The sequence below is a fragment of the Streptomyces sp. CA-135486 genome, from assembly GCF_050936555.1.
In the GTDB taxonomy this organism is placed as follows: Bacteria; Actinomycetota; Actinomycetes; order Streptomycetales; family Streptomycetaceae; genus Streptomyces.
The window spans coordinates 2842092-2865367 of record NZ_JBNJMM010000001.1 but is presented as its reverse complement, the minus strand read 5'-3'; the positions used below and the strand labels follow the sequence as shown (position 1 = coordinate 2865367).

The 23276-nt window shown below is 70.6% G+C and carries 21 protein-coding genes; 10 read left to right on the top strand and 11 right to left on the bottom strand.

The genetic code is table 11. From position 1 onward, the window contains the following. Positions 1–287: 287 nt before the first annotated feature. Positions 288–482, top strand: a complete 195-nt coding sequence (locus tag ACQEVG_RS13035; protein WP_432981724.1) for a hypothetical protein — start codon at positions 288–290, stop codon at positions 480–482. A gap of 73 nt (positions 483–555) precedes the next feature. Continuing rightward, positions 556–2136 (top strand): hypothetical protein, encoded by a 1581-nt coding sequence (locus ACQEVG_RS13030; RefSeq protein WP_432981721.1) that lies wholly within the window; start codon positions 556–558, stop codon positions 2134–2136. Positions 2137–2209: 73 nt separating this feature from the next. On the opposite strand, the gene ACQEVG_RS13025 is transcribed toward ACQEVG_RS13030, so the two are convergent. Then, positions 2210–3709 carry a PLP-dependent aminotransferase family protein gene (locus ACQEVG_RS13025; RefSeq protein WP_432981718.1) on the bottom strand — a complete coding sequence of 500 codons (1500 nt, stop codon included), beginning with the start codon at positions 3707–3709 and terminating at the stop codon, positions 2210–2212. A 98-nt stretch (positions 3710–3807) separates the two neighbouring features. On the opposite strand from ACQEVG_RS13025, the gene ACQEVG_RS13020 reads away from it, so the two are divergent. The 4 genes from ACQEVG_RS13020 to ACQEVG_RS13005 all read left to right on the top strand — a co-directional run bounded on the left by ACQEVG_RS13020 (position 3808) and on the right by ACQEVG_RS13005 (position 7258). Next, a complete protein-coding gene (locus ACQEVG_RS13020; protein ID WP_432981715.1) occupies positions 3808–4467 on the top strand; it encodes a YczE/YyaS/YitT family protein in 660 nt (219 codons plus the stop codon). Continuing rightward, entirely contained in the window at positions 4464–5228 is a 765-nt protein-coding gene (locus ACQEVG_RS13015) for a glycerophosphodiester phosphodiesterase (protein ID WP_432981712.1), read from the top strand. The genes ACQEVG_RS13020 and ACQEVG_RS13015 overlap by 4 nt, the downstream gene beginning before the upstream one ends. A gap of 43 nt (positions 5229–5271) precedes the next feature. Next, the gene (locus ACQEVG_RS13010) at positions 5272–6618 is read left to right on the top strand and encodes an MFS transporter (protein WP_432981709.1); all 1347 of its coding nucleotides are present in this window, start codon (positions 5272–5274) and stop codon (positions 6616–6618) included. Positions 6619–6883: 265 nt separating this feature from the next. Then, entirely contained in the window at positions 6884–7258 is a 375-nt protein-coding gene (locus ACQEVG_RS13005) for an RNA polymerase-binding protein RbpA (protein WP_003959706.1), read from the top strand. A 121-nt stretch (positions 7259–7379) separates the two neighbouring features. Here the strand turns inward: ACQEVG_RS13005 and fxsA are convergent, their stop codons facing one another. The 4 genes from fxsA to ACQEVG_RS12985 form a co-directional block, all read right to left on the bottom strand. Continuing rightward, on the bottom strand, positions 7380–7985 hold the full coding sequence (fxsA, locus tag ACQEVG_RS13000; RefSeq protein ID WP_432981705.1) for an FxsA family membrane protein: 606 nt from the start codon (positions 7983–7985) through the stop codon (positions 7380–7382). Positions 7986–8083: 98 nt separating this feature from the next. Next, a complete protein-coding gene (locus tag ACQEVG_RS12995) occupies positions 8084–8854 on the bottom strand; it encodes a polyprenol monophosphomannose synthase (RefSeq protein WP_432981702.1) in 771 nt (256 codons plus the stop codon). 528 nt (positions 8855–9382) lie between these two features. Further along, a complete protein-coding gene (locus ACQEVG_RS12990; protein WP_432981699.1) occupies positions 9383–11023 on the bottom strand; it encodes an amidohydrolase in 1641 nt (546 codons plus the stop codon). A 10-nt stretch (positions 11024–11033) separates the two neighbouring features. Further along, on the bottom strand, positions 11034–11474 hold the full coding sequence (locus tag ACQEVG_RS12985) for an Lrp/AsnC family transcriptional regulator (protein WP_360883610.1): 441 nt from the start codon (positions 11472–11474) through the stop codon (positions 11034–11036). 203 nt (positions 11475–11677) lie between these two features. Between ACQEVG_RS12985 and ACQEVG_RS12980 the strand changes: the two genes are divergently transcribed. Beyond that, positions 11678–12085, top strand: a complete 408-nt coding sequence (locus tag ACQEVG_RS12980) for a hypothetical protein (protein ID WP_432981696.1) — start codon at positions 11678–11680, stop codon at positions 12083–12085. Between the two features lie 327 nt (positions 12086–12412). On the opposite strand, the gene ACQEVG_RS12975 is transcribed toward ACQEVG_RS12980, so the two are convergent. Next, positions 12413–13585, bottom strand: coding sequence for an acyl-CoA dehydrogenase family protein (locus tag ACQEVG_RS12975; RefSeq protein ID WP_432981693.1), 1173 nt, complete (start codon positions 13583–13585; stop codon positions 12413–12415). Between the two features lie 344 nt (positions 13586–13929). Here ACQEVG_RS12975 and ACQEVG_RS12970 point away from each other — a divergent pair, with 344 nt between their 5' ends. After that, a complete protein-coding gene (locus ACQEVG_RS12970; RefSeq protein ID WP_432981690.1) occupies positions 13930–15198 on the top strand; it encodes a glycoside hydrolase family 18 protein in 1269 nt (422 codons plus the stop codon). A gap of 74 nt (positions 15199–15272) precedes the next feature. On the opposite strand, the gene ACQEVG_RS12965 is transcribed toward ACQEVG_RS12970, so the two are convergent. The 3 genes from ACQEVG_RS12965 to ACQEVG_RS12955 all read right to left on the bottom strand — a co-directional run bounded on the left by ACQEVG_RS12965 (position 15273) and on the right by ACQEVG_RS12955 (position 17715). Beyond that, entirely contained in the window at positions 15273–15947 is a 675-nt protein-coding gene (locus tag ACQEVG_RS12965; protein ID WP_432981687.1) for a TetR/AcrR family transcriptional regulator, read from the bottom strand. Between the two features lie 116 nt (positions 15948–16063). After that, positions 16064–16213, bottom strand: coding sequence for an SCO1431 family membrane protein (locus tag ACQEVG_RS12960; RefSeq protein WP_432981684.1), 150 nt, complete (start codon positions 16211–16213; stop codon positions 16064–16066). Between the two features lie 119 nt (positions 16214–16332). Continuing rightward, positions 16333–17715 (bottom strand): peptidase C39 family protein, encoded by a 1383-nt coding sequence (locus ACQEVG_RS12955; RefSeq protein WP_432981681.1) that lies wholly within the window; start codon positions 17713–17715, stop codon positions 16333–16335. 170 nt (positions 17716–17885) lie between these two features. Here ACQEVG_RS12955 and ACQEVG_RS12950 point away from each other — a divergent pair, with 170 nt between their 5' ends. After that, positions 17886–18518, top strand: coding sequence for a uridine kinase family protein (locus tag ACQEVG_RS12950; protein WP_432981678.1), 633 nt, complete (start codon positions 17886–17888; stop codon positions 18516–18518). A gap of 366 nt (positions 18519–18884) precedes the next feature. Beyond that, the gene (locus ACQEVG_RS12945) at positions 18885–20777 is read left to right on the top strand and encodes an AAA family ATPase (protein WP_432981675.1); all 1893 of its coding nucleotides are present in this window, start codon (positions 18885–18887) and stop codon (positions 20775–20777) included. 1 nt (position 20778) lies between these two features. Here the strand turns inward: ACQEVG_RS12945 and ACQEVG_RS12940 are convergent, their stop codons facing one another. Together ACQEVG_RS12940 and ACQEVG_RS12935 are read right to left on the bottom strand one after the other, a co-directional pair. Continuing rightward, positions 20779–21861 (bottom strand): hemolysin family protein, encoded by a 1083-nt coding sequence (locus ACQEVG_RS12940; RefSeq protein ID WP_432981672.1) that lies wholly within the window; start codon positions 21859–21861, stop codon positions 20779–20781. Beyond that, positions 21858–23198, bottom strand: a complete 1341-nt coding sequence (locus ACQEVG_RS12935; RefSeq protein WP_432981669.1) for a hemolysin family protein — start codon at positions 23196–23198, stop codon at positions 21858–21860. The genes ACQEVG_RS12940 and ACQEVG_RS12935 overlap by 4 nt, the downstream gene beginning before the upstream one ends. Positions 23199–23276: the final 78 nt, after the last annotated feature.

Below are 23276 nucleotides of genomic sequence, written 5' to 3'. Positions count from 1 at the left end.
GCGTTGACCTGGGGCGCACGGCAAAAGCAGCCGTACGAGTGAATCGAGGGTACTGCCCGTGCGGCACCATCACGCGGCGCGCCCGCGGCAGGGATCACCGCGAGCCCGGCGGGCGGGAGGCACTGTGCCGCGCAACCGCGCAGTGTGCCCCCCGAACGGGGACGCGCCGTCCTCCAGTGCAGTGAAAGACCGGGAAGTTCACCCATTTGCACCTTTTATCACATAGACACTTCCTGTGAGCATGGAAGTACTCATGGTGACTGTCCCCTCAACCAGGAGAACCTCTCATGATCCTCTCCATCTCAGGCGTCATCCTGCTCGGAATCATCGTCTTCCTCTTCTTCAGGAAGGACGGGCTCAAGGGGTCCCACGCAGTCGTCTGCGGGCTCTTCGGCTTCTTCGTCTCGGGCACCGCGATCGCCCCCAGCATCAAGGCAGGCAGCGCGAGCCTCGCCAGCCTCCTGGGCGGGATCAAGTTCTGACACCCGCGCTCCCGCGCAGTCCTTCGCAACACCCCAGCACCATCAGCATCATCAGCACCTTCAGGAGACCGATGTGGCCCGGCGACCACTCCCCCGCATTCTGCGCAGCGGCAGCTCACAGATCGCCCGGAGCCGCGAGATCGCGCGCACGGCCGCCGACAGCGCCACGGATGTCCTCCATCCGCTGATCACGGTCACCCGTGGCCTGCGGCAGCTGGCCGCCACGGCTCTGCACAAGTGGACCGCCATGCCCAAGGAACGGCGTGGTCCCACGCTGTTCCTGGTCGCGGCGATCGTCCTGGTGGTCGCGCTCATCCCGTTCGGGCCGCTGCTCGCCCTGATCTCGGTGATGGCCGCGGCGGCCTGGAAGGGCCGGGTGCGCACCCCCGCCAGGACCGGCCCCGACGAGGCCGAGACCGCGCGGCTGAAGGCACTGTACGAAGCGCTCGTGCCGTACTTCTCGGTCGCCGAGGACCCGGCTCCGCTGTTCGCCCACGGCGGGGAGTGGAGCGAGGCATTCAGCGACTACGAGTTCGACGGCAACGGCCGGCTGACCCGGCTTCGGGTGGCATACCCCGCGTACTTCACCGACGGGGAGGCCGAGGCCCGCACCCGTATCGAGCAGCTGCTGCACGCCAAGTCCGGGCGCGGCCGCGAGTACCTCTTCGACTGGGACGAGGAGGGCAACCAGCTCGTGATGAGCGTGCTGCCCGCCCTGTCCACCGCCATCGCCGCCCAGCGTTTCGTCACCGTCCCCGGCGAGACCGTGCTGGGCTTCACCGACGCTGGCGCGGTGCAGCGCACCGTGCCGGTGGCGGCGGGCGAGGAGACCCGCGACGCACCCCCTGTGGTGTGGCGCACCGGGCCCCGCTCCACCGAGCCGCATCTGCTGGCGGTCGGCGAGCCCGGCAGCGGCACCACGACCCTGCTTCGATCGATCGCTCTCCAGGCCCTGCAGCACGGGGACGTGCTGATCGTGGAGGGCAGCGGGACCGGCGAGTACGCCTGCCTGACGGGGCGCGCGGGCGTACTCGCCGTCGACTGCGGTCTCGCCGGGGCGCTGGCCAGCCTTGAGTGGGCGGCGCACGAGACCGAACGGCGGCTGATCGCCGCCAACCGTGCCAGGCAGGCCGGGCACCCCGCGCCCGACGACACCAAGCGGCCGCTGTGGATCCTGCTGGACCGGCCGAGCATCCTCGGCCATCTCGCGGCGGCCGACGGGCGCGCCGATCCGCAGCAGCTGCTGCAGGTGCCCCTGCAGCACGGCAGGGCCGCCCAGGTCACGGTGGTCGTGGCCGAGCAGTTCGACAGCGTCGAGTCGCTGACGGAGACGGTACGGACGCACACCCGCGCCCGCGTGGTGCTGGGCCCCGCCAGTTTTGAGCAGGTGGAGTCCGTACTGGGCAGGGAGCCGCACACCACGCCGACGCCCGACGTCCCGCCGGGCCGCGGATACGCCCGGCTCGGCACGGGTCCGGTGCTCAGGCTTCAGGTGCCCGCGACCCCGGACCCGTACGACGAGGCCACCAGCGAGGCGCACCGGCGGGCGGTGCTGGAGCTGCTGCCGGAGCGGCAGGAGCGGGTCGAGGCCGCAGCACCCGAGCCCACGCCCGCACCCGCCGCGGTGGCCGGTCCCGTGCCCGCCGAGGGCTGAGGCCAACCGTCGGGCCACAACCATCGGGGGCGCGCCCCAGCCCGCACCCGGCCGACAATGGCTGACGCCCCCGTCAGGCGACGAACGTCCGTGGCGCTTCCGTCCCGGTGCTCGCGCCCGTCTTGACAAGGCGCGCGGCCGCCGCGAGCCGTGCCGCCGCCTCGTCCGCGACCGGACCGCCGACCGTGAACGGCAGCCGTACATAGCCCTCGAAGGCCCCGTCGACTCCGAAGCGGGGCCCCGACGGCACCCGCACCCCCACCCGCTCGCCGACCTCGGCGAGCCGGGAGCCGGAGAGACCTCCCGTGCGCACCCAGAGCGTGAGCCCACCACTCGGCACGTCGAACTCCCAGTCGGGCAGCTCCCGGCGCACCGCCGTGACCAGCGCGTCACGGTTCTCGCGGGCCTGGGCCCGCCGGATGGCGACGGCCTCTTCCCACCCGCCGGTCTGCATCAGCCAGTTGACGGCGAGCTGTTCCAGGACCGGGGTGCCCAGGTCGGCGTACGCGCGCGCCGCGACCAGCGAGCGGATCACGTCCGGCGCCGCCCGCACCCAGCCGATGCGCATGCCCGCCCAGAACGCCTTGCTGGCCGAGCCGACCGTGAGGACCGTGCTGCCCGCCGGGTCGAAGGCGCAGACGGGCCGCGGCATCTCGATGTTCTCGTCCAGGTGGAGCTCGGACATGGTTTCGTCGACGACGAGGACCGTGCCGGCCGAACGCGCGGCGTCGACCAGGCGGCGGCGCTGGTCCTCGTCGGCCAGCGCGCCGGTCGGGTTGTGGAAGTCGGCCACCACATAGGCGAGCCGGGGCGCCGCGTCCCGCAGCACCTGCCGCCAGCGCGGCAGGTCCCAGCCGGTCAGCCCTTCGGCCATGGCCACCGGTACGAGCCGGGATCCGGCCTCGCGCATCAGCTGCAGGATGTTGGCGTAGGAGGGGGATTCGACGGCGATGCGCTCGCCGCGTCCCGCGAAAAGATGACAGATGGCGTCGATCGCGCCCATCGCGCCCGTGGTGACCATGATCTGCTCGGGCATGGTGGGGATGCCGCGCTCGGTGTAACGGTCGGCCAGCATCTGGCGCAGCGCGGGCAGACCGGCCGGGTAGTCGCCGTGCGTGTGGGCGTAGGGCGGCAGTTCTTCCAGTGCGCCCTGGACTCCCCGGGTGAGCCAGGGCTCGGGCGCGGGCAGGGCGGCACAGCCGAGGTCGATCATCGAGCCGAGCGACTCGGGCGGCAGGGGTTCCAGGCCGCGCGCGGGCAGCGGGTTCCCGGCCGGCACCGCGGTCCAACTGCCCGCTCCCCTGCGGGACTCCAGGAACCCTTCGGCGCGCAGCGCCTCGTACGCCGCCGCGACGGTCGTGCGACTGACGGACAGCGAGAGCGCGAGCTCGCGCTCGGCGGGCAGCCGGGCGGCGACGGGGACTCGCCCTTCGAGGACGAGCAGCCGGATGCCGTCGGCGAGGGCACGGTAGGCGGGGGGCTTGCGGGTGCCGGGCCCGGCCGGGCGCGGCTGCTGGGAGGTGAGCTGCCGGGCGAGCTGAGCAGCGCCCACCGCTGAGGTCCACTGAGTCATGGAAGTCAGTCCACCTTCCTCGAATTGGCCATGGTTGACGCTCGTTCTATAGCCACAGAGTGACATGCGTCAGTCCACTACTACCAGAGGGGGGCGTCATGGCGACCGCACGGTCCGCGCATCTCACCCGCAGGGTGCTGCAGCTCTACATCGGTCTGGCGCTGTACGGAGTGAGCTCCGCGCTCCTTGTGCGCGGCGGGCTCGGGCTCGAGCCGTGGGGAGTGCTGCATCAGGGTCTGGCCGAGCGGACGGGGCTGACGATCGGCGTCGTGTCGATCATCGTCGGCGCGGTCGTGCTGCTGCTGTGGATCCCGATCAGACAGCGCCCCGGGCTCGGCACGGTCTCCAACGTCTTCGCCATCGGCATCGCGATGGACGGCACGCTCGCGCTGGTCCCGGACGTGCACGGCCTCGGGACGCAGATTCCGGCAATGGTCGTGGGCATCGTGCTCAACGGCGTGGCGACGGGTCTGTACATCTCCGCGCGCTTCGGTCCCGGCCCGCGCGACGGCCTGATGACGGGTCTGCACCGGCTCACCGGCAGTTCGATCCGGCTGGTCCGTACGGCGATCGAAGTGGCCGTGGTCGCGACCGGCTTCGTGCTCGGCGGTTCGGTGGGTGTCGGCACGGTCGCCTACGCCCTGGCCATCGGGCCGCTGGCGCAGTTCTTCCTGCGCGTCTTCGCCATCCCGGATCAGCCCGGCGGCAGCACGGTCGTCGCCGGCGGGACACCTGAGCAGGCGATACTACGAGGGTGACCCGCGTACTCCACCGCTATCTGGACCATCCCTCGACGCTCGCCTTCGCCCATCGCGGCGGGGCCGCGGACGGGATCGAGAACACCGCGGCCGCTTTCCGGCGGGCCGCCGGTCTCGGCTACCGCTACTTCGAGACCGATGTGCACACCACGGCGGACGGCAAGCTGGTCGCCTTCCACGACACGACGCTGGACCGGGTCACGGACGCGCGCGGCAAGCTCGCGGAGCTGCCCTGGAGCGAGGTGCAGCAGGCCAGGGTCGGGGGCAAGGAGCCGCTCGCGCTCTTCGAGGACCTTCTCGACGAGTTCCCGGACGCCCGCTGGAACGTGGACATCAAGGCGGAGCCCGCGCTGGTCCCACTGGTCGATCTGATCCGCCGGGCGGGCGCCTGGGACCGGGTGTGCATCGGCTCGTTCTCGGAGGGCCGGGTGACGCGGGCGATGCGTCTGGCGGGCCCGAGGCTTGCCACCTCGTACGGCGTGCGCGGTGTGGTGGGTCTGCGGCTGCGCTCGTACGGCATCCCGGCGGCGCTGCGGATGGGCGCGGTCGCCGCGCAGGTCCCGGAGTCCCAGGGCGGCATCCGGGTGGTCGACGGGCGCTTTGTGCGCGCGGCGCACGCGCGGGGTCTGCAGGTCCATGTCTGGACCGTGAATGAAGCGGATCGGATGGCCGCACTCCTGGACCTGGGCGTGGATGGCATCATGACCGATCATCTGGAGACGTTGCGCACGGTATTGACCGACCGGGGAGTCTGGGTCTGAAACCCCGCGCGTCTGCACAACGGGACGAGCGAGGGGGCGCGGAGTGACGACCGACACCGCGGACCGGACGACCGGGACGACTGAGCGCAGACGCGAGCAACACGGCTGGTATTTCTACGACTTCGCCTGCTCGGTCTATTCGACGAGTGTGCTGACCGTCTTCCTGGGACCGTATCTGACCTCCGTGGCGAAGGCCGCGGCGGATGCCGAGGGCTTTGTGCATCCGCTGGGCATTCCGATACGCGCGGGCTCTGTCTTCGCGTACGCCGTGTCGGTCTCGGTGGTGCTCGCGGTGCTGGTGATGCCGCTGGCGGGCGCGGCGGCGGACCGTACGGGCCGCAAGAAACCACTGCTGGCCGCGGCGGCGTACGTGGGAGCGACCGCGACGACGGGGATGTTCTTCCTGGACGGCGAGCGGTATCTGCTCGGCGCGTTCCTGCTGATCGTCGCGAACGCGTCCCTGTCGGTGTCGATGGTGCTCTACAACGCGTATCTGCCGCAGATCGCGGAGCCGGACGAGCGTGACGCGGTGTCCTCACGGGGCTGGGCGTTCGGGTACACATCGGGCGCTCTGGTGCTGGTGCTCGATCTGATCCTGTACTCGGGCCACGATTCGTTCTCTCTCTCCGAAGGGGCGGCGGTACGGATCTGTCTGGCATCGGCCGGACTGTGGTGGGGCGCTTTCACCCTGGTGCCGCTGCGGCGTCTGCGAGACCGGCGGCTGCCGCCGAGCGGCGAGGGCGCGGTGGGCTCCGGCTGGCGACAGCTGCGGGCGACGCTGCGGGACATGCGCAGACATCCGCTGACACTGTCGTTCCTGCTGGCGTATCTGATCTACAACGACGGCGTCCAGACGGTGATCTCACAGGCGTCGATCTACGGCTCCGAGGAGCTGGACCTCGATCAGACGACACTGATCACAGCGGTGCTGCTGGTGCAGGTGCTCGCGGTGGTGGGCGCGCTGGGCATGGGGCGGCTGGCGAGGACCCATGGCGCCAAGCGCACCATCCTCGCGTCGCTCGCCGTCTGGACGCTGATCCTGGCGGTGGGATACTTCCTGCCGGCCGGGGCGCCGGTCTGGTTCTTCGCGCTGGCCGGCACGATCGGGCTGGTGCTGGGCGGCAGTCAGGCGCTGTCGAGGTCGCTGTTCTCACATTTGGTGCCGCGCGGCAAGGAGGCGGAGTACTTCTCGGCGTACGAGATGAGCGACCGCGGGCTGAGCTGGCTGGGGCCGCTGGTGTTCGGGCTCGCGTACCAGCTGACCGGCAGTTATCGCGATGCGATCATCTCTTTGGTGGTCTTCTTCGCGCTCGGTTTCGTGCTGCTTGCGCGGGTGCCGGTGAGGCGCGCGGTGGCCGCCGCGGGCAACCCCGTGCCGGAGCGGATTTAGACGTTGAAGTGAAAGGCCGGTAGTGTACGCCTTTGGCCTGCCAGACGGACCGTTACTGCGCGCTGAAGAAGTGAATTCACTGGGTGACACTTTCTGTCAGATGTGACAAACCGGGCACTGGTGGGTACCCAAACCCTGGATAAGCAGCGGCACGACGGGCGACGCATGACCCGGAACGGGAATCTTTACTGCCGACCGGACGTTGACCGGATGACGACGACAGCGACACCTGTCCTGTGGGCGACAAGCCCGGGAGGCACGATTCATGAGTGAGCGAGCTCTCCGCGGTACGCGCCTCGTGGTTACCAGCTACGAGACGGACCGCGGCATCGATCTGGCCCCGCGCCAGGCGGTGGAGTACGCATGCCAGAACGGACATCGATTTGAGATGCCGTTCTCGGTAGAGGCGGAGATTCCGCCGGAGTGGGAGTGCAAGGCGTGCGGCGCCCAGGCACTCCTGGTGGACGGGGACGGCCCCGAGGAGAAGAAGGGCAAGCCGGCGCGAACGCACTGGGACATGCTCATGGAGCGGCGCACCCGCGAGGAGCTGGAGGAGGTGCTGGCCGAGAGGCTGGCGGTCCTGCGCTCCGGCGCCATGAACATCGCCGTGCATCCGCGCGACAGCCGGAAGTCCGCCTGACCGCGTAACACCGCACGTACAGCGTCATAAGACAACGACACAACAGCCGCGGGCCGTCTCACAGCGAATGTGAGACGGCCCGCGGCTGTGTTCTGCGCGCTCTCCCCGGTCGGTCCCTCTCTCAGGGGGTCAGCGGCGGCCTGGGGCCCTCTTCCTCGTAGCTGCGCGGAGGAGGCGTCCCGTCCTGCCGGATGACCTCACCCTGCACGATCTTTCCGTCCGGCCGGCGAATGCGGGCCTGCTGGAAGGCGTCTCCCAGGCTGCCGGGGGTGGCGGCGCGCATGCGGCGCTCCAACGACCGTTCCGTGTACCGCCCGAGCGCCGCACGGACCGGCGGCAGCAGAAGCAGCAGACCCACCGCGTCGGAGATCAGGCCGGGCAGCATCAGGAGCAGTCCGCCGAGCATCAGGAAGCCGTTGCCCTTGCTGCTCTTGCCCGTGTTTCCGTTGCCCGTGCCGGAGCCGGCAGTCGGGCTCGGGCCGTTCTGCTGTTGCTGCAGGGTCTCGGTCAGGCTGCGGAAGGCCCGGCGGCCGGCCCGCTTGATGACGACGGCGCCCAGGACGGCGCCGCCTACGAGCAGGGCGAGGACGGTGAACCCGCCGGCCGCCCCTGCGACAAGGGTCAGCAGCCAGACCTCCAGCACCAGCCAGGCGGCGATGCCGAGCGGGAGGAGGTTGCGGGCGCGTGAGCGCTTGGGGGCTGTCGGGGTCGGTGCGCCGATCGTCATGCTCCCAGTGTGCCTGGACGCCCGCTGGACCGGCGTAAGCGGCCGATCAATAAGCGGCCGGTCGGCAAGGAGCGGGTCAGCGAACTGCTTGCGGCCGATCAGGGATACTGCTTGCGGCCGAGTAGACGACTCGCCCGGCCCCCCACTCCCCAGGCGGTGACCCGCCACAGCGCCTCCACGACGATGTCCCGGTTCATTTTGGAGTCGCCGAGTTCGCGCTCGACGAAGGTGATGGGGACTTCCACGACGTGGTATCCGGCGGCGACGGCACGGCGGGCGAGGTCGACCTGGAAGCAGTAGCCCTGGGAGGCCACTTCGGCAAGACCGAGGCCTTCGAGGGTCCCGGCCCGGAAGGCCCGGAAGCCGCCGGTGACGTCCCGGATGGGGACACCGAGCAGGAGCCGGGAGTAGGTGCTGCCGCCGCGGGAGAGGAACTCGCGGTGCTTGGGCCAGTTGACCACGCGGCCGCCGGGGACCCAGCGCGAGCCGAGCACCAGGTCCGCGCCCTTGAGGGCGGTCAGCAGCCGCGGCAGTTCCTCCGGCTGGTGGGAGCCGTCGGCATCCATTTCGACGAGTACGCCATAGCCGTGCTCGATTCCCCAGGCGAAGCCCGCGAGGTAGGCCGCGCCCAGGCCCTCCTTGCCCTTGCGGTGCAGTATGTGCACCTGCTGGTCCTGGGCGGCGATCTCATCGGCGATCTTGCCGGTGCCGTCGGGGCTGTTGTCGTCGGCGACGAGAATGTCCGCATCGGGCACCGCCGCGCGCACCCGGGAGACGATCGGCTTGATGTTCTCGGCCTCGTTGTAGGTCGGGATGATCACCAAGGCTCTGCCGAGCGGGCCGTACCGCCGCTGACCGCCGTCGTTCACTACTGCCCCTTAGAGTCCGTGCACAGAGCCCCACCATAGCGAGCGCACGGTGCGTGGATACGGCGGCACGGACCTGAGGCGTCGTGTGCCGGGTGAAGGGGTGCGGGCAAGGCTCCCCCCTGGCCACGGATCGGGACCCGGCGTCCTTCGGGCCGACCTGGGGCCCGCTGGCTGCGGGTCGACCGAGAGCCGTTGTCTACTGAACGCCGGGCCCCACCCGGGTCTCACCTGCCGACCGGCTGAAACCTTCCCTCGGCCCCCGAGGCGCGGGCGCTGAACCTGGCTCCCAGTGGCAGTGGGCCGGTGCGGCACACTGCCCCATGACCCAGCGGCGTTCGACGACTGCGTGGAGGTTTGCCGGTCGGACGTCCTGCGGTGGACTCGGCCGAACCTACCGGCCGGTGGGCGCTCTGTGTCAACAGTCGCCTGATCTGCGAGGTTTGCCCAAACCAGCAGGTCAGCAGGGAAGATCCGCAGGTCGCGGCCGAGCGCGGGGAGCAACGATCGGCCGTACGAAATATCCGCACGTCACTCGTTCGGCCGCGCAAAGACGGTTTGTCCGAAGACCACTGTCCGCAGGCAGACGGGCAGTTCGGCGCCGGGCGTGAGGTCGGGCAGGCCGGGAGTGCCGGAACGGGGGTCGGTGGACCAGCGGGCGACGCGGTCGTCGGGGGCCTGGACGACGAGTTCCCCGGTGCGCCACACGGCGTAGTCGGCGGGCGCACCCGGGACCAGGACGCCGGCGTCGTCGCGGCCGATGGCTCGCCAACCGCCGCGCGTATGGGCGGTGAAGGCGGCTCGCGCGGAGACCCGGTGCTCGGAGGTGCGGTGGAAGGCCGCGGCTCGAACGGTGCCCCAGGGGTCCAGCGGCGTCACCGGGCTGTCCGAGCCGAAGGCGAGAGGGACTCCGGCGCGCAGCAGCGCGGCATACGGGTTGAGAGTGCGGGCCCGGTCGACGCCGAGGCGCTGCGCGTACATCCCTTCGTCGCCGCCCCAGGCGGCGTCGAAGGCGGGCTGCACAGAGGCCGTGAGGCCGAACTCCGCGAAGGCCGCGATGGTTTCGGGGGTGAGCATCTCGGCGTGCTCGACGCGGTGCCTGGCGGCGCGGACGCGGGCGAGGCCGAGCGCGTCGGCGGCGGCCCGGACGCCGTCGACGACCGCGGTGAGCGCCGCGTCGCCGATGGCGTGGAAGCCGGCCTGCAGTCCGGCCTCGGTGCAGGCGGTGACATGGGCGGCGACCGCGGCCGCGTCGAGGTGGGCGCTGCCGGTGTGCGCCGCGTCCGCGTACGGGGTGTGCAGGCAGGCGGTATGCGAGCCGAGGGAGCCGTCGACGAAGAGGTCGCCGGCAGCGCCGATCGCGCCGAGTTCACGGATGCGCTGGGCGTCCTTCGCATTCGCGACCCGTTCGGCCCAGTAGCCGACGACCCGGGGGCCCGGCTCGGCCCCGGCCAGTGCCAGCAGGGACGTGAAGTCGTCCTCGTCGGAGATGTCGGGCCCGGCGCACTCATGGACGGTGCCGATGCCGAGCGATGCGGCCCGCCGGAGGGCTGCGCGCTGGGCGGCGGCGCGCTGGGCGGGGGTGATCGCGCCATGGGCGGCGGCGCGTACGGCATGGTGGGCGGCGCCGGTCAGCGGCGCCTCGGGGTGGTGGCCGTCGAGCCCGGTGACGCCGGGGACCCGGTCGAGCAGGGCGGTGGTGACCACGGCCGAGTGGACGTCGATCCTGGGTAGATAGAGAGGACGGCCGCCGCTCGCCTCGTCGAGTTCGGCGCGGGACGGGGGGCGCTGCTCGGGCCAGCGCGAGGCGTCCCAGCCGTGACCGAGGAGAACGGTGTCGCCGGGGTGTGCGGCGCTGTGCTCCCGTACGAGAGCGAGAGCATCGGCCAGGGTGCGGGCGCCGGACAGGTCGAGGCCGGTGAGGGCGAGGCCGGTCGCCGTGGTGTGCACATGTGCGTCGGTGAACGCCGGAGTGACCAGCGCCCCTTCGAGGTCGACCACCTCGTCGACCCCGGCGGCGAAGGCGTCGGCGGCGCCCTCGGAACCCACCCAGGCGACATGTCCTCGTTCGACGACCATCGCCGTGGCGAAGGGGTCGGCGGGGCTGTGGACTTCACCACCGCGCAGCAGCACGGTGCGGTGTTCGCTCTGAGGGGCGGCGCTCTCGGTCATGGGGACCAGCCTAGATACGCGGCGGGCGTGCCTCGTACGGGGTGGAGAGCACGACCGTCGTGCGCGTGGAGACCCCGGACAGCGAGCGGATGTGGGTGAGCAGGTGCTCCAGCTCCAGCGGGGTCGCGACACGCACCTTGAGGATGTAGTTCTCGTCGCCCGCGACGCTGTGGCAGGCCTCGATCTCGGGTACGTCGGCGAGACGCTCCGCGATGTCGTCGGGCGCGCTCGGGTCGAAGGGTTTGACGGAGATGAACGCCGTCAGCGGCAGCCCGACCGCCTCGGGGTCGACAACGGCGGCATAGCCGCGGATGACGCCACGCTGTTCCAGGCGGCGGACGCGCTGATGCACCGCCGAGGTGGACAGGCCGGTGGCCTTGCCCAGGTCGGTGTAGCTCATCCGCCCGTCCTTGACGAGCAATTCCACGATCTGTCTGTCCAGCTCCTCCATGCGGATCAACCTATTGCCCCAGGTCGCTTCCGGCACAGCCCACGGGGCCCACGGAGGCATCTGCGGCGGGCATGTGACGAATGCCACAGGCTCGCCGCACGGTCCGTCGTGACCGCACGGTTACCCGCCGGGCGGGTGGGGAATTGCTTGCTGTGGTCGAGGCCGCAAGTGCCTGGTCGGCCCACCCGAGGGGGAGATTCTCCATGCAGAGTGTCAAGAACACCGGACGTACCGAACCGGAGCCTGTTGATTCGGCCGAACAGGCTGAAGTCGACGAGCTCGACGCGTACGACACCCTTGAGATGTACCGGGTCAGCTGCCCGGACTGCGCACAACCCATCGCGCTCCTCGCGGACGAGGACGTCCTGCCGGAGCATGCGCTGTGCCCCACCCCGTGGAACCCGTTCGGGCTCACCGTGTGCGCCGGCACCGGCCGTGCCGCCGCGCAGGCCCGTCCCGCCGACGAGACGCTCGAGGTCCAGGAGCAGGACACCGCACTGCTGCTGACCCTCCCTCAGGGGCTCGACTGGCGGACGCAGCCCTTCTCGCACGTCGGCGGCCCGGGCTCGCGCCCGCTGCGGGTGCCGCATCTGCGGCGCCACGCCGCGTAGACCCCAGGTCCAGTGGCTTCCCTGCACCATGGCGGCGAGACTGCCATGGCGCAGGATCAGGCTGTCCGGGCCATCGGACACGGGCTGACCTCCCGGGCAAGGGAATTGACGGTACGTCAGAACCCTCCCCAAGACCAGCACGGAACGTCATGCCCGTACCCCGGCCCGCTGACCGGGCAGGGGGGAAGGCGGCGAACAGTTAGCCGGCTCGCCCGCGAAACCACCCACCGGACAGCAACCACCAACGCCCCCTGGCCCACGGCCACCACGAACCAGGAGGACTGAGCCCCCCTGGCCCAGGGTCACCACGAACCAGGAGGACTAACCTCAGCGAGTTTCGGGCCCCGCCAAGTGACGCGCGATGACCATCCGCTGAATCTGGTTGGTGCCCTCGACGATCTGGAGCACCTTGGCCTCCCGCATATAGCGCTCGACCGGGAAGTCCAGGGTGTAGCCGTACCCGCCGAGTACCTGGACGGCGTCGGTGGTGACGCTCATGGCCGTGTCCGTGCAGAACAGCTTGGCCATCGCGGCCTGCCGGGAGAACGGCCGGGCCGCATCACGCAGCCGGGCCGCGGCGAGGTAGAGCGCACGGCCCGCCTCGATCCGGGTGGCCATGTCGGCGAGCATGAAGCGCAGCCCCTGGAAGTCGGCGATGGGCCTGCCGAACTGCTCGCGCCCGGTGGCGTACGAGACGGCCTCGTCGAGGGCCGCCTGGGCAACGCCGATGGCGCAGGCCGCGATGCCGAGCCGCCCTGAGTCGAGGGCGGAGAGCGCGATCGCGAAGCCCTGGCCCTCGTCGCCGATCCGGCGGGAGTCGGGGACACGTACGCCGTCGAAGTGCAGTTGAGCGGTGGGCGAGCCCTTCATGCCCATCTTCTTCTCGGGCGCCGCGGCGTTCAGCCCCGGCACATCGCCGGGGACCAGGAAGGCAGTGATGCCGCGGGCGCCTTCCCCGCCGGTGCGGGCCATCACCGTGTAGAAGTCGGCGATCCCGCCGTGGGTGATCCAGGACTTGGTGCCGGTGATCACCCAGCTGTCGCCGTCGCGCACCGCCTTGGTGCGCAGCGATGCGGCGTCCGAGCCGGACGCGGGCTCGGAGAGGCAGTAGGCGCCGAGCAGGCCGCCGCCGAGCATGGCGGGCAGATGCTCTCCCTGCTGCTCCTTGGAGCCGTAGCCGGCGAGCGCATGGCAGGCGAGGGAGTGGACGCTGACACCGAGACCGACGGTGAGACGGGCCGCGGCGAGCTCTTCGAGTACCTGGAGATAGACCTCGTACGGCTGGTCTCCGCCGCCGTACTCGGAGTCGTACGGCAGGCCGAGCAGTCCGGACTCGGACAGGAGCGAGAACACCTCGCGCGGGAAGTGCCCGGAGTCCTCCTCCTCTGCCGCCCTGGGAGCGATCTCCCGCTGGATGATCTCGCGTACCAGGGCGATCAGATCCCTGGACTCCTCGGTGGGCAGTTGACGATCCACCGGCTGCGGGGCGCGGTCGGGCATTGCGGCGCTCTCCTCCCTGTCGGGCGCTGCGGCGGTCGCGCGCGAAGGGTGTGGGCGCGCCGCCGGTCTTACTGCCAGGCCGATGCTGCCCTTCCGGATCACGAAAGAGGCTCGACGGCGGCTGTGGCGCGTTGAGTATGCCCGATCAGCGGACTTACGTCACGGGTGGACCGTCCGACCCCCTTGTCCGGCCCGCGCGCGGGAAATTGGTCCGAACCATTGACCCGAATGGTCTAGTCCTTCTACCGTTTCCCCTCAGCGCATGGCCGCGTCCATGCCAAAGAAGCCCGACGGTCCACCGCAAGTCCCCCACTCGCTCTCCCCCTCCCCCACGAGGAGACCTGATGCTCGGACTCCACCGCCGCCCCCGCGCCCGGCTGAAGGCGCTCATCGCCGCCGGCTGTACCGCTGCCCTCGGCGCGACCCTGTTCACCGGCGCCCACTTCGCCTCCGCAGGCGAGTCCGGCTCCGCCACCAAGTCGACCGCGCAGGCCGCGGCCGCCCCGAAGGCCGGCAACAAGGTGATCGGCTACTTCACCGAATGGGGCGTCTACGACCGCAACTACCACGTCAAGAACATCCAGACCTCAGGGTCGGCGAACAAGCTCACCCACATCAACTACGCCTTCGGCAACGTCCAGGGCGGCAAGTGCACGGTCGGCGACTCCTTCGCCGACTACGAGAAGACCTACACCGCCGCACAGAGCGTCGACGGCGTCGCCGACACCTGGGACCAGCCGCTCCGAGGCAGCTTCAACCAGCTGCGCAAGCTGAAGAAGCTGCACCCGGGTCTCAAGGTGCTCTGGTCCTTCGGCGGCTGGACCTGGTCCGGCGGCTTCGGCCAGGCCGCGGCCAACCCCGCCGCCTTCGCCCAGTCCTGCTACAACCTGGTCGAGGACCCCCGCTGGAAGGATGTCTTCGACGGCATCGACATCGACTGGGAGTACCCCAACGCCTGCGGTGCCAGCTGCGACACCAGCGGGCGCGAGTCCTTCAAGAACCTGCTGTCCGCGCTGCGCTCGAAGTTCGGCAGCTCCAACCTGGTGACCGCGGCGATCACCGCGGACGCCTCGTCCGGCGGCAAGATCGAGAAGGCGAATTACGCGGGCGCTGCCCAGTACGTCGACTGGTACAACCCGATGACGTACGACTCCTTCGGCGCCTGGGCGGCGCAGGGGCCCACCGCTCCGCACTCGCCGCTCACCTCCTACACCGGCATTCCGCAGCAGGGCTTCAACACGGACGCGGCGATCAAGAAGCTCAAGGGCCTCGGCATCCCGTCCTCGAAACTGCTGCTCGGGATCGGCTTCTACGGACGCGGCTGGACGGGCGTGACACAGAAGGCGCCCGGCGGGACCGCGACGGGCGCCGCGCCCGGCAAGTACGAGGCCGGCATCGACGACTACAAGGAACTGAAGTCCAAGTGCCCGGCCAACGGGACTGTCGCCGGGACGGCGTACGCGCACTGCGGCAACCAGTGGTGGAGCTACGACACCCCGTCCACCATCGCCGGGAAGATGACCTACAAGAACCAGCAGGGTCTGGGCGGAACCTTCTTCTGGGAGCTCAGTGGTGACACCTCGAACGGAGAGCTGATCAAGGCCATCAACTAGCGGCCGAAGTCGGTGATGTGAGGGCGGGCGACCGGCGGGTCGCCCGCCCTCGACTCATGCATTCGACCGGCGCGTCAGGCCTCGACCGGCGCGCGCGCAGCATCGGCCAGGGCCGCGGGCAGCGGCTCGTTCGGCGGTTCCGGGCACTCCGGCTCGAATTCCGCGATCGTACGCACCGTGCCGCGCAGCAACCGCATCAGCAGCGCGCACACGGTCTCCCGCTTCAGCTCCTGGCTGCCCAGCCAGTCGAGAGTGATTCCCTCGACGCTGCTGAGCCAGCCGAGCAGCGCGAGCCGGGCGAGCATCGGGATGTCGCGCCTGCCGTACGCGCCGTCGGCGATGGTCGCGATCAACTCCTCGCGCACCGCGTCCCGTACGGACTGCACCTGGGTGTCGAAGCCGACGCCGCCCGTGACGATCGTGCGGAACGCCGCCTGGTGGCTCTGGGCGTAGCGGAGGTAGTCGTCGACCGTGCGGTACACGCGCTCAGCACGTGGCAGCTCGGTGTCCTGGGCGGCGCGCGAGACGAGTTCGGCCACCGAGTCCTCGATGATGGCGAGGTAGTAGCCGCGTTTGCTCTTGAAGTAGTAGTAGATCAGGCCCTTGGCGACCCCGGCGTGCTTGGCGATGTCGTCCATCGAGAGCGCGTCGTAGGAAGTGTCGGCGAACAACTTCCGTCCGGTTGCGATGAGTTCACCACGGCGTATCTGGGATCTTCCGGTCACACCACGCTGTTGACTATTATTCAAATTGAGCCCAAGTCTCCAACTGCCACAGGATCTCCGCAGTATGGCAGAGAGGCGGAGCCGCCTCGGTGGACGGCAGAAGGCCGTCCGGCCGGCCATGCTCCGGGAAGGCCGAGCTCTCAGAGAAGGCCGAGCTGGGTGACGAGCATGGCGAGGACGACGACGAGGGTCCAGCCGAGGATGTGCTCGAGCACGTTGGAGTCGTCGTCGGGGCCGCCCGTGCGGGTGCGGGGCTCGGCGCGGTGGGCGGTGGCAGCGGTCGAAGTCATGGTGTGTCTCGCAGTCGTCTGGCAGGTGTGGCGCGTCCCCCCGGACCCGTTCACAGTGCCAGCGACACCGGCCCGGGTCAGTGACTCACGTCACTGACCCGCAGGCGCGGGCCGCTGTCTCAGTGGATGCCGAAGGCCGCCAGCGCCTTGCGCTGGGCGGCCGTGGGCCGGGCCGGCCAGTAGAGATAACAGACGCCGCCTGTGCCGGACACCACTTTGCCCGCGGCGTTGTAGCGCTTGGTACGGAGCCAGATCTTCTCCCACTCGGCGCGCTTGTAGATACGGCGCACGGCCTCGTTGCTGAGCGATGCGGGATCGTTGGCGATCACATCGCCACCCGCTGTGAAACCGATCACGGTCATCAGATGGCCGGCGGTGCCGTACCCCGCCCCGGTCAGCTCCTCCCTGAGGAAGGACTGCGACGTTACGGCCGGGATACCGGCCCGGATCAGCGACTCCAGGTCGGGGAGCGAGGACAGCCGGGTGACGACCGCGTTCATGTCCGCGTAGGTGGCCGCGTAGGCGGCGTTGAAGGGCCAGTTTCCGCAGCCGCTGTACTGGTGGTCGAAGGTGAAGCGAGCCGCATGACAGACCTGCGGGTCTGCGAAGGCCGGGTTCACCCAGGCGAGGTCGGCCGCCGTGGGCCCATGCCCCCAGTACTCGATGATCATCTGCGAGGAGGTGGGGCTGCACCAGGCCTCGCCACCGTTGTCGTACTCCGGGTACTGGCCGACATGCGTGTTCTGCGAGTACCGCGGCACGCGCAGCTCGCGCGCGAGCCCCGGCGTCGATGCGGGCACGGTGAAGCGGTCCGGCACGTCGGACGCCATCGCGCCGAGCCGTCGGACCGTGGGCGTAAGGCTCGTTCCTGGCGTGCGGTAGAGGGTCAACCGCAGCTGGTACGAGTTCAGCCGAAGCCCGCTCGTCGCGTCGTCGATCGAGAAGGTGTCGGTCCAGATGCTTGCTCTGCCGTCGCTCTGGTCGTCGAGCGAGGTGCGCCGGATGTCCCCGTCGCCCGCCGCCCAGCGGCCCATCACGAACCAGGGGGTCGAGGTCGCGTCGGAGTAGCGGCCCCGCAGCTCGACCTGGAGCCAGGTGCCTGCAGGGGTGGACGCGTTCCAGGAGGCGACGACTTCTGTGGCGGGCACCCGGGAGAGGTGGACGGGCGAGGTCCAGGTGCCGTACTCCCAGGTCGCGCTCCGCCCGGTGTGCGGGTCGGTGTACTCGGTGCGGCCCAACGGAGCCGAAATGACGAGCCCGGGGCGGCTGCCCGCGACCGCGCGGGTGCCGGCGGCCGCGCCGGAGCGCCAGTCCGTGTACGAGGTCCAGAAGTGATTGTCGATGTGCGAGGCGGGCACGACGCGTCCAGCGGGCTCTGCGGCCGGTGCGGCGCCGGCCGGTGCCGCACCGGCCGGGACGGCGGAGGAGGAGAGCGCACCCGTACCCGCCGCGGCCGCGATCGCGGCGCCCAGCACGGTTCTGCGCGAAGTCGGTCTGGCCATGGGACCCCCAGTCAGGTGCGCGGCAGTGGGGCAACTATCGCCGGTCCCGGCGGACTTCTGCCAGCGTCAGGAGGCGCGTCGCGGCATCAATATTGGTCTCGTCCACTGGGGGTCCCGCCGTAGGGAGAGTGACCCACGACGGGGACGCGCGGCCCTCGTAGGCTGGCGGGATGGACGACCTCGATCAGCATGCCCGGGCCCTGCGCGCGCTCCCGCCCTCCTGCGGGCCGGTGCGGCTGCTCGCGGTCGACGGCCACGCCGGCTCGGGGAAGAGCACCTTCGCCGCCCGGCTCGCGGCGGCTGTCGGCAACGGCGTGCCGGTGCTGCACCTCGACGATCTGGCCAGTCACGCGGAGCCCTTCGCCTGGACGGACCGGATGCTTTCCGAGGTGATCGCGCCCCTCGCTCGGGGCAGCACCGCGCACTATCACCCGTACGACTGGAATCTGCGTCGCTTCACCTCCGTGCGCGCTCTCGAAGCGGCTCCCGTCGTGCTGATCGAAGGGGTCGGGGCAGGGCGACGCGTGTTGCGCCCGTATCTGGCGTGGCTGCTGTGGATGGAGAGAGAAGCCGAAGAGTCCTGGCAGCGGGGCCGCCGACGCGATGGAAGCGAACTGTCCACGTTCTGGGACGGCTGGACGGTGGCGGAGACACGCCATTTCGCCGCGGACCCATCTCGTCCGTTCGCGAATGCCCTGGTACGCGAGCGCCAGGAGGGGTACGAGTGGCTGCCGGGGCCTCCTGCGACAGCGCGACCGAACCAACTCATCACACAGAGTGACCGCTTTCCCCCGGCATCCTGAGCTCCATACTGAACAGTCGGCATTCCGCCTCAAGAGTGCCTGAAGTCTTCTTGACCGACGGGGCGCACAGGTCTTACGTTCTCAATGTGCGGCTTTTCGGAGCCGCCGCAGACGCGAAGCCCCCGGTTGTTCCCCCGTGACCGGGGGCTTCGTTCTGCCCTCACCCCCCACTTCAGCGGCGCGGCCACCTGCCCCCGCTCACCCTGGGTCACCGCCACCGGATCGCTCACGGCACCCTTCGTCGCAACCCCTTTGCGCAGGTACGATGCACCTCGGTGGGGTCAATTCCCGTCCACGGCAAGGCGTTTCTGTACGCTGCGGTCGGGCGTCCGCCCGGCGGGATCACGCACGTTTGTGGGGGATCTGATGGACATCGGCACGCAGGGCGCACCGGCCCCGGCCGACCTCGCCTGGGTGCGCGGCGTGGACGCCTACACGATGGGTGCGTATCCGCAGGCGGAGGAGGAGTTCCGGACCGCGGTGCGACTCGATCCCGGGATGGCCGACGGCTGGCTCGGGCTGCATGCGCTGCGCGTCGACACGACGACCGCGTTACTGCGCATGTACCGGGCCCGCGAGCGCTTCGGCGAGCAGCGCGCCCGGCACCGCCGCACCCTGAACTCCTGGTACTGGCTGGGCTGGTGGGTCCAGCCGGTCCTGGAGAGCCGGCGCGATCTTCTCCTCGCGCACGCCTCTCACTGGCTGGACGGCCGCCATGTGCCCGAGCTGGACCGGGCGCTCGCCGCACTGCCGCCGGTGGACGCCGACCACCAGGTGCGCTTTCTGCACGCCTGCCGGGCGTATCTCGTCAAGGACTGGGAACAGCTCGTACGCCACACCGAGCCGCTGGTCAACGATCCGCTGCTGGGCATCGAGGCCGGGCTGTTCGGCGGCATGGCCCGGGTGCGGCTGGAGATGTACGGGCAGGCCGAGCCGCTGCTCTCCGCGGCCCTGATGCGCTGTCGCAGCGAGCAGCCGCAGCGCAAGGAGCTGCGCTACTGGCTGGCGCGGGCGCACGAGGGCACCGGCCGCAGCGCGGCCGCCCTGCCGCTGTACCGGGCGGTGCACCGGATCGACCCGGCGTTCATGGACACCTCCGCGCGCCTCGCCGCGATCGCGGAGTACGACGGCATCGACGGGTACGACGATGCGGCAGGTCTCGCGGCCGTGTCCCTGGCCGGCGTCGGACAGGACGTGGCCGACGCGCAGGCCGAGGGCGACGGGCCGCTCGCGGCCGAGGCACGCGTCGGCGTCGATCCGCAGACCCAGCTGCCGGGCTCGGTGCCGAGCACCCCGCCCGAGGGCGTACGGCACAAGGCGGTGGTCCCCGCGCAGCCGGCTCCCCCGGCCTTCCCCGCGGGCCACACCGATCCGGTGCTGCTCGCCGAGGCACTCGCCCAGCTGGAGCGGATGGTCGGCCTGGAGCCGGTCAAACGGCAGGTCAAAGCCTTGTCGGCGCAGCTGAAGATGGCCCGGCTGCGGGCCGGCCAGGGCCTTCCGGTCCAGCCGCCGAAACGGCACTTTGTCTTCTCCGGCCCCTCAGGCACCGGCAAGACCACCGTGGCGCGCATTCTCGGCCGGGTCTTCTACGCACTCGGGCTGCTCGGCGGCGACCATCTGGTGGAGGCCCAACGGTCGGACCTGGTGGGCGAGTTCCTGGGCCAGACCGCGGTGAAGGCCAACGAGCTGATCGACTCGGCGCTCGGCGGGGTGCTGTTCGTAGACGAGGCGTACAGCCTCTCCAACTCCGGCTACACCAAGGGCGACGCGTACGGCGACGAGGCACTGCAGGTCCTCCTCAAACGCGCCGAGGACAACCGCGACCATCTGGTGGTCATCCTGGCCGGCTACCCGGAGGGCATGGACCGGCTCCTCGCCACCAACCCCGGACTGTCGTCGCGCTTCACCACCCGGGTCGACTTCCCCTCGTACCGTCCTCTCGAACTGACCGCGATCGGCGAGGTGCTGGCCGCCGAGAACGGCGATGTGTGGGACGACGAGGCCCGCGAGGAGCTGCGCTCCATCAGCGGGCATGTGGTCGACCAGAGCTGGATCGACGAGCTCGGCAACGGCCGCTTTCTGCGCACGCTGTACGAGAAGAGCTGCGCCTACCGCGATCTGCGGCTGTCCGGATACCCGGGTACGCCGACCCGTGAGGACCTTGCCACGCTGCGGCTGCCCGATCTGATGCAGGCGTACGGCGAGGTCCTGTCGGGCCGCGGTCCGGTGGACCGCGACCCGCAGGATCCTCCGGGCTGAGTCAGCCGACCAGGGCGGTATCCAGGGCCGCCTGCGGCGACCGGGGCACCGTCACCCGGTGGGACGGGTCGCGGACCTCGCCGACCAGCATCTCCAGCACGTCCTCCATGGCCACCAGACCCAGCACCCGGCCCGATGCGTCGGCGACCTGCGCGAGGTGCGTGGCCGCGCGGCGCATCACGGTGAGGGCGTCGTCCAGGGGGAGCTCGGCCCGCAGAGTCGCCATGGGACGCCAGATCTGCTGGGGCACCGCCCGTTCGCCGTGCTCCATGTCCAGTACGTCCTTGACGTGGAGGTAGCCCATATAGGGACCGCCGCCCTCGGCACAGACCGGAAAACGGGAGTAACCGGTGCGTACCGTCAGCTCCTCGATCTGCCGCGGGGTGACCGAAGGCGGCACCGTCACCAGCGTGGCGCGCGGGATCAGCACATCGGTCACCGGACGGCTGCCCAGCTCCAGGGCGTCCTCAAGACGCTCCTGCTCGGCGGGTTCGAGCAGCCCCGCCTGGCCCGAGTCCTCGACCAGGCGGCCGAGCTGCACGCTGGTGAAGGCCGCCTCGACCTCGTCCTTGGGCTCGACGCGGAAGGCCTTCAGCACCAGCCGGGCACAGGCTCCCAGCCCCACGGTGACCGGGCGGCACAGCCGGGCGAAGCCGACCAGGCCGGGGCCGAGCCAGAGCGCGGTCTTCTCGGGGGCGGCCATGGCGAGGTTCTTCGGGACCATCTCGCCGATGACGAGATGCAGGAAGACGACCACGGCCAGCGCGATGACGTAGCCCAGCGGATGGATCAGCCCTTCGGGCAGATGAGCCGCGTGGAAGACCGGCTCCAGCAGATGCGCCACGGTCGGTTCGGCCACCGCGCCGAGCGTCAGTGAGCAGATGGTGATGCCGAACTGCGCGGCAGCCATCATCTGCGGCAGATTCTCCAGGCCGTGCAGCACCTGCCGGGCCCGCGAGGAGCCCTGCGTGGCGAGTGGATCGATCTGGCTGCGGCGTACGGAGACGAGGGCGAACTCGGCCCCGACGAAGAAGCCGTTGGCGAGCACCAGCAGCACCGCGAACAGCAGTTGGATCACGCTCATCGCACTGCCTCCGGCGCGGCCGGGACGTCGGCGGTGCGCACCAGGCGCACCCGCTCGGCGCGGTAGCGCTCCACCTGGCGCACCGAGAGGCGCCAGCCGGGCAGTTCGGCCCGGTCGCCGGGCGCGGGGATGCGCCCCAGCAGATCGGCGACGAGCCCGGCCACGGTCTCGTACGGCCCGTCCGGTACATCAAGGCCTATCCGGCGCAGCGTGAGGACCCGGCAGCTGCCGTCGGCCTCCCAGGCGGGCCGGCCTTCCTCCGGAGCGGCGGGGGCGAGTTCGGGCCGGGCGTCGGCCTCGGCGTCGTGCTCGTCGCGTACCTCGCCGACGAGCTCCTCGACGATGTCCTCGAGCGTGACGACGCCGGCGGTGCCGCCGTACTCGTCGACCACCACGGCGATGGGCTGCTCGCTGCGCAGCCGTTCCAGGAGCTGCTGCACGGGCAGCGTCTCGGGCACCAGCAGCGGCGGCACGGCGACCCGGTCCACCGGGGTGCGCTGCCGCTCGTCGACGGGAACCGCGAGGGCGTCCTTGAGGTGCACCATCCCGACGATCTCGTCGATGCGCTCCCGGTAGACGGGAAAGCGCGAAAGGCCGGTGGCCCGGGTGAGGTTGAGTACGTCCGCGGCGGTGGCGTCGCTCTGCAGGGCGCTCATCTTCACCCGGGGGGTCATCACATGCTGTGCCGTGAGATGCCCGAGCGAGAGGGTACGCACGAACAGATCGGCTGTGTCCTGCTCCAGCGCGCCGGCCCGCGCCGAGTGGCGGGCCAGCGCCACCAGCTCCCCGGGGGTGCGGGCGGATGCCAGCTCATCGGCCGGTTCGACGCCGAGCAGCCGCACGAGCCGGTTGGCGACGGTGTTGAGCAGGGTGATGACCGGGCGGAACACCTTCGAGAACAGATGCTGCGGTCCGGCGACGAACCGGGCGACCTGCAACGGCCGGGAGACCGCCCAGTTCTTGGGCACGAGCTCGCCGATCACCATCTGGACGGCGGAGGCGAGCAGCATTCCGACCACCACGGCGATCCCGGAGACGGCCCCTTCGGGCAGGCCGGTCGCGGTCAGCGGCCCGTCGAACAGCCGGGCCAGCGCCGGTTCGGCGAGCATGCCGACGACGAGCGAGGTGATGGTGATGCCGAGCTGGGTGCCGGACAGCTGGAAGGACAGCTCCCGCAGGGAGGTGACGACACGGCGGGCGCGGCGGTCTCCCTCGGCGGCCGCGCGCTCGGCGTCCGCACGCTCCACGGTGACGAGGCCGAACTCGGCCGCCACGAAGAAGCCGTTGGCGAGGATCAGAAAGAAGGCTGCGGCGAGCAGCAACAGGGGGGCAATCATGCCGCCGCCTCCTGGGAGGGGGCGGCGCAGGTACTACCGGACGATCCGTCCATTGCTGGAAGGAATCACTCCTCGGGT

What these genes read in the sequence shown, in the direction of transcription:
- ACQEVG_RS13035 (WP_432981724.1), top strand. Translation starts at nt 288, where the DNA reads ATGATCCTCTCCATCTCAGGCGTCATCCTGCTCGGAATCATCGTCTTC.
- ACQEVG_RS13025 (WP_432981718.1), bottom strand. Translation starts at nt 3,709, where the DNA reads ATGACTCAGTGGACCTCAGCGGTGGGCGCTGCTCAGCTCGCCCGGCAG.
- ACQEVG_RS13020 (WP_432981715.1), top strand. Translation starts at nt 3,808, where the DNA reads ATGGCGACCGCACGGTCCGCGCATCTCACCCGCAGGGTGCTGCAGCTC.
- ACQEVG_RS13005 (WP_003959706.1), top strand. Translation starts at nt 6,884, where the DNA reads ATGAGTGAGCGAGCTCTCCGCGGTACGCGCCTCGTGGTTACCAGCTAC.
- fxsA (WP_432981705.1), bottom strand. Translation starts at nt 7,985, where the DNA reads ATGACGATCGGCGCACCGACCCCGACAGCCCCCAAGCGCTCACGCGCC.
- ACQEVG_RS12990 (WP_432981699.1), bottom strand. Translation starts at nt 11,023, where the DNA reads ATGACCGAGAGCGCCGCCCCTCAGAGCGAACACCGCACCGTGCTGCTG.
- ACQEVG_RS12985 (WP_360883610.1), bottom strand. Translation starts at nt 11,474, where the DNA reads ATGGAGGAGCTGGACAGACAGATCGTGGAATTGCTCGTCAAGGACGGG.
- ACQEVG_RS12980 (WP_432981696.1), top strand. Translation starts at nt 11,678, where the DNA reads ATGCAGAGTGTCAAGAACACCGGACGTACCGAACCGGAGCCTGTTGAT.
- ACQEVG_RS12975 (WP_432981693.1), bottom strand. Translation starts at nt 13,585, where the DNA reads ATGCCCGACCGCGCCCCGCAGCCGGTGGATCGTCAACTGCCCACCGAG.
- ACQEVG_RS12970 (WP_432981690.1), top strand. Translation starts at nt 13,930, where the DNA reads ATGCTCGGACTCCACCGCCGCCCCCGCGCCCGGCTGAAGGCGCTCATC.
- ACQEVG_RS12960 (WP_432981684.1), bottom strand. Translation starts at nt 16,213, where the DNA reads ATGACTTCGACCGCTGCCACCGCCCACCGCGCCGAGCCCCGCACCCGC.
- ACQEVG_RS12955 (WP_432981681.1), bottom strand. Translation starts at nt 17,715, where the DNA reads ATGGCCAGACCGACTTCGCGCAGAACCGTGCTGGGCGCCGCGATCGCG.
- ACQEVG_RS12950 (WP_432981678.1), top strand. Translation starts at nt 17,886, where the DNA reads ATGGACGACCTCGATCAGCATGCCCGGGCCCTGCGCGCGCTCCCGCCC.
- ACQEVG_RS12945 (WP_432981675.1), top strand. Translation starts at nt 18,885, where the DNA reads ATGGACATCGGCACGCAGGGCGCACCGGCCCCGGCCGACCTCGCCTGG.
- ACQEVG_RS12940 (WP_432981672.1), bottom strand. Translation starts at nt 21,861, where the DNA reads ATGAGCGTGATCCAACTGCTGTTCGCGGTGCTGCTGGTGCTCGCCAAC.
- ACQEVG_RS12935 (WP_432981669.1), bottom strand. Translation starts at nt 23,198, where the DNA reads ATGATTGCCCCCCTGTTGCTGCTCGCCGCAGCCTTCTTTCTGATCCTC.